4 protein-coding genes and 1 pseudogene are annotated in these 6,155 nt (G+C 58.8%); 1 reads left to right on the top strand and 4 read right to left on the bottom strand.

Going from position 1 to position 6,155, the window contains the following annotated elements; genetic code table 11:
- Positions 1–43: 43 nt before the first annotated feature.
- From HMPREF3140_RS22890 to HMPREF3140_RS22875, 4 genes are all read right to left on the bottom strand, one after another.
- The gene (locus HMPREF3140_RS22890) at positions 44–1,066 is read right to left on the bottom strand and encodes an ABC transporter permease (RefSeq protein WP_004152946.1); all 1,023 of its coding nucleotides are present in this window, start codon (positions 1,064–1,066) and stop codon (positions 44–46) included.
- Positions 1,067–1,085: 19 nt separating this feature from the next.
- Positions 1,086–2,570 (bottom strand): sugar ABC transporter ATP-binding protein, encoded by a 1,485-nt coding sequence (locus HMPREF3140_RS22885; RefSeq protein WP_070553122.1) that lies wholly within the window; start codon positions 2,568–2,570, stop codon positions 1,086–1,088.
- A 32-nt stretch (positions 2,571–2,602) separates the two neighbouring features.
- Complete coding sequence (locus HMPREF3140_RS22880; RefSeq protein WP_002892597.1) at positions 2,603–3,526, bottom strand: sugar ABC transporter substrate-binding protein; 924 nt, start codon at positions 3,524–3,526, stop codon at positions 2,603–2,605.
- 429 nt (positions 3,527–3,955) lie between these two features.
- Complete coding sequence (locus tag HMPREF3140_RS22875; protein ID WP_004191476.1) at positions 3,956–4,975, bottom strand: LacI family DNA-binding transcriptional regulator; 1,020 nt, start codon at positions 4,973–4,975, stop codon at positions 3,956–3,958.
- Between the two features lie 101 nt (positions 4,976–5,076).
- Here HMPREF3140_RS22875 and HMPREF3140_RS22870 point away from each other — a divergent pair.
- Positions 5,077–6,081: pseudogene (locus tag HMPREF3140_RS22870) on the top strand (Gfo/Idh/MocA family oxidoreductase); the annotation flags it as partial.
- Between the last annotated feature and the right edge of the window lie 74 nt (positions 6,082–6,155).

Raw genomic sequence — 6,155 nt, 5'->3', positions numbered from 1 at the left:
GGGCGGCAACGGCATCCTTCGCCGTTGCCGCCCGTTGATGAGATTAGTGTTTTTTCCGGTTGCGACGCATATCGATGGTTACCGCCGCAACGATAATGATGCCTTTAATAATATCCTGCACATAGGCATCGACGCCGACAAAGGTAAAACCGCTTTTGATCAGGCCAAGGATCATCGCGCCAATCAGGGTGCCGGTAATGCGCCCCACTCCGCCCATTAAGCTGCTGCCGCCGATCACCGCGGCGGCAATCGCGTCCAGCTCGTAGGACATCCCCATGCTCGACTGGCCGCTGCTGACGCGCGCCGCCAGCACCACCCCCGCCAGCCCGGAGAGCGCCCCGGCGATGGTGTAGACGATCACCAGATATTTATTCACATTGATGCCGGACACTTTGGCCGAGGTCATGTTGCCACCGATGGCATACACATATTTGCCATACCGGGTATGCTTCAGCGCAATGTGAAACACGGCGGCGATCACGAAGAAGATAATCACCGGCATCGCACCCTGGCCTATCGCCGTAAAGCTGTCGGAGAGGAAGCTGATCGGGTTGCCCTGAGTGTAATACTGCGCCAGACCGCGCGCCGAAACCATCATCCCGAGGGTGGCGATAAACGGCGGGATACCGGTCCGCGTCACCAGGAAACCGTTGGTCAGGCCGCACAGCAGGCCGACGCCGATCCCCGCGCAAATGGGGATCACCGCCGGCAGGTTGACCAGCGCCGGGAACATTGGCGACAGGCTATCGGAGGTTTGCGCCAGGCTGGCCGCCACCACCGCCGCAAGGGCAATAACCGAGCCGGAGGAGAGGTCAATCCCGGTGGTGATGATCACCTGGGTGACGCCCACGGCGATGATGCCGATAATCGCCACCTGCAGCACAATCAGCACCAGCCGGTTGGTATTGAGCAGGAACGACTGGTCGCGAACATACCAGCCGGCGATTTCAAAGGTCAGGGCAATCACCAGCATCACCACAAAGATGCCGGTATCTTTCGGCATTTTATGCCGCAAATTAGCGAAGAAGGAGGAACCCTCGCTGGCCGGAGCCGCCGTTAATTTCATATTACTCATTCTCTGTGCCTCAATGGGATGCCAACGACAAAATGGTTTCCTGGTCGGCTTCGTCTTTTTCCAGGATGCCGGTGATACGACCTTCATGCATCACCATGACCCGATCGCTCATGCCAAGGATTTCCGGCAGTTCAGAGGAGACCATAATCACCGCCACCCCCCGATTCGCCAGTTCACTGATAAGATGATAAATCTCCGCCTTCGCCCCGACGTCGATACCGCGGGTCGGCTCATCGAGAATTAAGATTTTCGGTTGCGCTAACAGCCAGCGCGCAATCAGGACTTTTTGCTGATTCCCCCCGCTGAGGTTATTAATAATTTGATCCATCGTCGGCGTTTTAATATTGAGCCGGCGTATTTGCTCCATGCAGTCTTCGGCCATTTTCACGTGCTGGACAAAACCGCTCTTGCCGATATATTCCGGCATTTTGACGATACTCATATTTTCCAGCACCGACAGCACCAGAAACAGGCCCGACTTTTTCCGGTCTTCGGTTAATAATGCCATCCCCTTTTCAATCGCCACGGAGGGGGAATCGATGGTCACCGGCGCCCCGTCGATCAGCACTTCGCCGCTGTCGAAGCGCTCCATACCGAACAGGCTTTCCATCACCTCGCTGCGCCCGGCGCCCACCAGCCCGGCCACGCCCAGGATTTCGCCACGGCGTACGCTAAAGCTGACGTCATGGAACACGCCCTGACGCGTCAGGTTGCGCACCGTCAGCACCTCTTCGCCGATGGTGTTATTAAATTTCGGAAACAGCTGGGTTAATTCGCGGCCCACCATCTGGGTGATCAGCGACTGCCGGGTAAATTCGGTGGTGTTTTTGCTCCCTACCCAGGTGCCGTCGCGAAAGACGCTGATCTCATCGGAGATGGCAAAGATCTCATCCATTTTGTGGCTGATATAGATGATCGCTTTACCCTGGGCGCGCAGGTCGCGGATGATGGTGAACAGGTGAGCCACCTCGCCTTCGGTCAGCGCCGAGGTGGGCTCATCCATGATCACGATATCCGCGTTCCATGAAACCGCTTTGGCAACTTCCCCCATCTGCTGGGCGGCGATGCTCAGGTCGCCCACCAGCCGGTCAGCGGTTAAGCGGATATTGAGCTTATCCAGCAGCGCCTGGGTCTGGCGGGTCAGCTGGCCGTGGTCGACAAAGCCGTATTTCATCGGCTCGCGCCCCAGCCAGATATTCTCCGCCACCGTCATATGCGGCACCAGATTGAGCTCCTGGTGGATCATCGAGATCCCCGAGCGCAGCGCATCCATGGTGTCGGTAAACTCCACCGGCTCCCCTTTCACGCGAATCGACCCTTTATCGGGGCGATAGATACCGATCAGGCATTTCATCAGCGTGGATTTACCGGCGCCGTTCTCGCCCATCAGGGCATGCACCGTTCCCGGACGCACGCGCAATGAGACATTATCGAGCGCCTTCACGCCGGGGAAGAACTTACTGATACCTTCGGCTTCAAGGGCAAAAGCGTTCATACATCCACCTCCGTATCACAGGTTGGCCAGGACTATTTCTGATTACGGTTGGTAAATTCAGCCATGTTCTCTTTGGTGATCAGCTGATACGGCACATCGATGATTTTTTCCACTTTCTCGCCGTTCGCCAGCTTGATGGCCGCGTCGACTGCGCCTTCACCCTGGCCTTTCGCATCCTGGAAGATGGTGGCGATCATCTTGCCGCTCTTCAGCATCTGCAGGGCATCCGGGGTGCCATCCACGCCGGCGATGAGAATATGGTTCGGGTTTTTGCCCAGCGCCTGCAGGGCGCCGATCGCCATTTCATCGTTGTTGGAGGCGATGGCCTGGATATCCTCACCGCTGGTCATCCAGTTGCTGACCACATCCACTGCGTCATTGCGGGTAAATTTCGCGGTCTGCTTCTGGACGATTTTGATGTTCGGGTATTTCGCTACCACCTCTTCCACCCCTTTGGTGCGGTCGCGAGTGGATTCATTCGCCAGGTCGCCGAGCAGGATCGCCACATTGCCCTTACCGTTCATCGCTTTCGCCAGCGCTTCCATCTGCAGACGGCCGGCGAGAATAGAGTCCGATCCCACATAGGCCATCTTGTCGGTCAGCTCCGCCTGCGGACGGCGGTTCACAAACACCAGCGGGATCCCGGCTTTGGTGGCCTGATCCATGATCGGTTTCACCGCGTTGGTATCCACCGGGTTGACGATAATGGCGTCCACCCCCTGGCCGATAAAGTTCTGCACCTGCTGCAGCTGCTGGGAGACATCCCCTTTCGCGTCTTCGATCTGCGATTTAACGCCATCTTTTTTCATCTCTTTTTGCATCGAGGTACGCAGGATCGTCAGGAAGTTATCGTCAAACAGCGCCATCGAGACGCCAATGGAGACATCTTTTGCCATAACCACCGCAGGCAGCATGCAGGCTAACAAAGAGGCAACAATCGTTTTCTTAATATTCATAGTTGATCCTTGATTTTGTAGGTACGCCGGTGAATGAAACAAAATGAAAAATTAATTTCAGTTACGTTGCGGCAAATGTCTGCTGGTATATCGACGACGCTGCGGCACCTCTCGCACTCCATCGTGATCTAAATCACAAATAACGGCTGTTTTATCATCACTATTTTGAAACATCAGTCCATTTACGCCGCAACCTGGATTTCAGACCATTTATTTCATTAACAAGACATTTGAAACTTTTATAAGTAAATAACTGAAATGAAAATTTTAAAACTATGCAGTAACAGAATTTTGACAGACATCTAACATTGCCGCATAAATGAGCGAAAAATGAGAAGCAGACAACGCTTTGAAGCGATCTCTCCCGGCGGGGTTGGCATTTACCCGCCGGGGAAATCCGTGTTGTCAGGAAGGGAGGCGCCGCACGCCTTAGTCCACGTTCTCGGCGCTGTAGAGGATAAAGTCGACTTTACCGTCGGCATAGGTTTGCGGCTGGTAGCCGGACTCCAGATGGCGCAGCATCAGGTCGATCGCCAGCTGGGCGTGCTGGCGGGTGTTCTGATCGAGCGTTAACGCCAGGCTGCCCTTCGCCAGCTGCTGCCGGGTGGTGTTGTAACGCTCATGGGTGATCCAGCAGACGTCGCCTTCGCGGCGGTGGCGGGCCAGCGCCTCGGCAATCTGGGTATTGCCAAGCCCGGTGTTATAGATCCCAACAATATTCCGGCTGCGGCACAGGGCTTGCTCCACCAGGCGGGTGATCTGCTCCCGCCGCTCCTCGCCCGCCAGCACGTCGCTGAGCTGCAGGTGGGGAAAGCGCTGGCTCAGCACCTCGCGGAACCCCTGAATGCGCAGGCGATGCGCGCTGTAATCTTGCCGGCCGCTGACCATCAGCACCTCGCCGGGCCGCGGCGTCATTCTCCCCAGCATTAACCCCGCCGTGCGGCCAGCCTGCAGCTGATTGATCCCCACGTGGCAGAGTCGGTCGGCGCCGGGCAGGTCCGTCGCCAGGGTGATCGCCGGGACGCCAGCCTCCCGGCAGCGGCGCAGCGCGTCGTGCACCGCGGGATGGTCATTGCCGAAGACGATGATCCCCTGACGTTGCTGGCAACTGCGCGCAATGCGCCGGGCCAGCGTCGTCGGCTGCGACTCCGGGACAAAGGTGCGGTGCAAGGTCAGACGGCGATAGCCGAGGCTATCCGCCACGGCGGCAAAATCCTGCGCCAGCTGCGGAAAGAAGAACGAGTCATTGCTGCTGAGAAAGACCTCAATCTGCCAGGGAAAGCGGTGCTCCTCCGGCAGGATCCGCTTCAGCCCCGCCTCGCGCGCCGCCTGCAGCACTTTGCGCGTGGTCTGCGGCGATACGCCGCCGCGCTCGTTCAGCACCCGGTCAACGGTGGCCACGCCGACGCCAATCTGTCTGGCCAGCATCGCCAGTGAAATGTTTTTCATCGCCCCTCTCTTCATGATGGAAATCCATCAAAACGGCAGTGTCAGTGAGTTTAGCAAACCGATTATGGTGGCAGCGTCCCCTCGCCATTCTGGAGAAAAAAATGATCTGCAAACGTTTTGCCCTGGTAGGCAGTGGTTTTATCGGTCAGGTTCATGCCGCCAGTCTTGCCCGTCATGAAGGAAGTGCGCTGACGATGGTGGCCGATGCCGCCCCGGAGCGCGCCCAGGCGCTGGCCGCCCGCTATGGCGCCCGGGCGGTGACCGTGAGCGAGGCGATCCATAGCGACGCCATCGACGCGGTGCTGATCGCCAGTTCAACCCCGTCGCATGCCGAACTGCTGGAAGCCGCCGCCAGGGCGGGCAAGGCGGTCTATTGCGAAAAACCGATCGACCTCTCCCTGGCGCGCGCCCGTGAGGTGGTGGAGCGGGTGCTCCCCCTGAACGTGCCGGTCACTGTCGGCTTTAACCGGCGCTTCGATAGCAGCCATCAGCAGCTCCGCCGCCAGCTGGAGCAAGGGCTGATCGGCCGGGTCGAGCTGGTGCAGATGGTCTGCCGCGCCTCCAGCATGCCGCCGCTCGACTATCTGCGCAGCTCCGGCGGCCAGATGCGCGATCAGGCGATCCACTTCTTCGATCTCCTGCGCTTTCTCACTGGCGATGAAGTGCGCACCGTAGCAGCGATGGGCGCGGCGCTGGCCCTGCCGGACATTGCCGAATTTGGCGATGTCGACACCTCCATCCTGATGATGCAGATGCGCGGCGGCGCGCTGGCGCAGCTGGACAATACCCGCCGCACCGGCCACGGGTACGATGAACGGATCACCCTGCTGGGCGCCGAAGGCGCGCTGGAGTCCGGTAGCCAGTCGCCGGCGGGCCCTACCCTGTGGCGCGGCAATCAGCGCATTGAGCCGGGCCTGTGGCCAGACTGGTTCAGCCGGGTACAGGGATCTTATTACCAGCATCTTGACGCCTTTATTCGCTCCCTGAATGGTGAAACCGTCGCCGACCTGCCCGGCCTGCTGGACGGCCTGCAGGCGCAGGCCATTGCCGAAGCGGCGGTTCAGTCCCTACAGCATGGCCAGTTTGTCGCCGTCGACGACTGTCGCAGAGCGGGTGCGATGCAACCGCTATCAGGCGCTGTACCTGCCTTTATGCCGGGCGGCGGCGATGCCTTGCCCGG

This window comes from Klebsiella sp. HMSC16A12 (assembly GCF_001808265.1).
Taxonomy (GTDB): Bacteria; Pseudomonadota; Gammaproteobacteria; order Enterobacterales; family Enterobacteriaceae; genus Klebsiella; species Klebsiella pneumoniae.
Note: the sequence above shows the minus strand (reverse complement) of the source record. Positions and strands in the feature narration are given on the sequence as shown.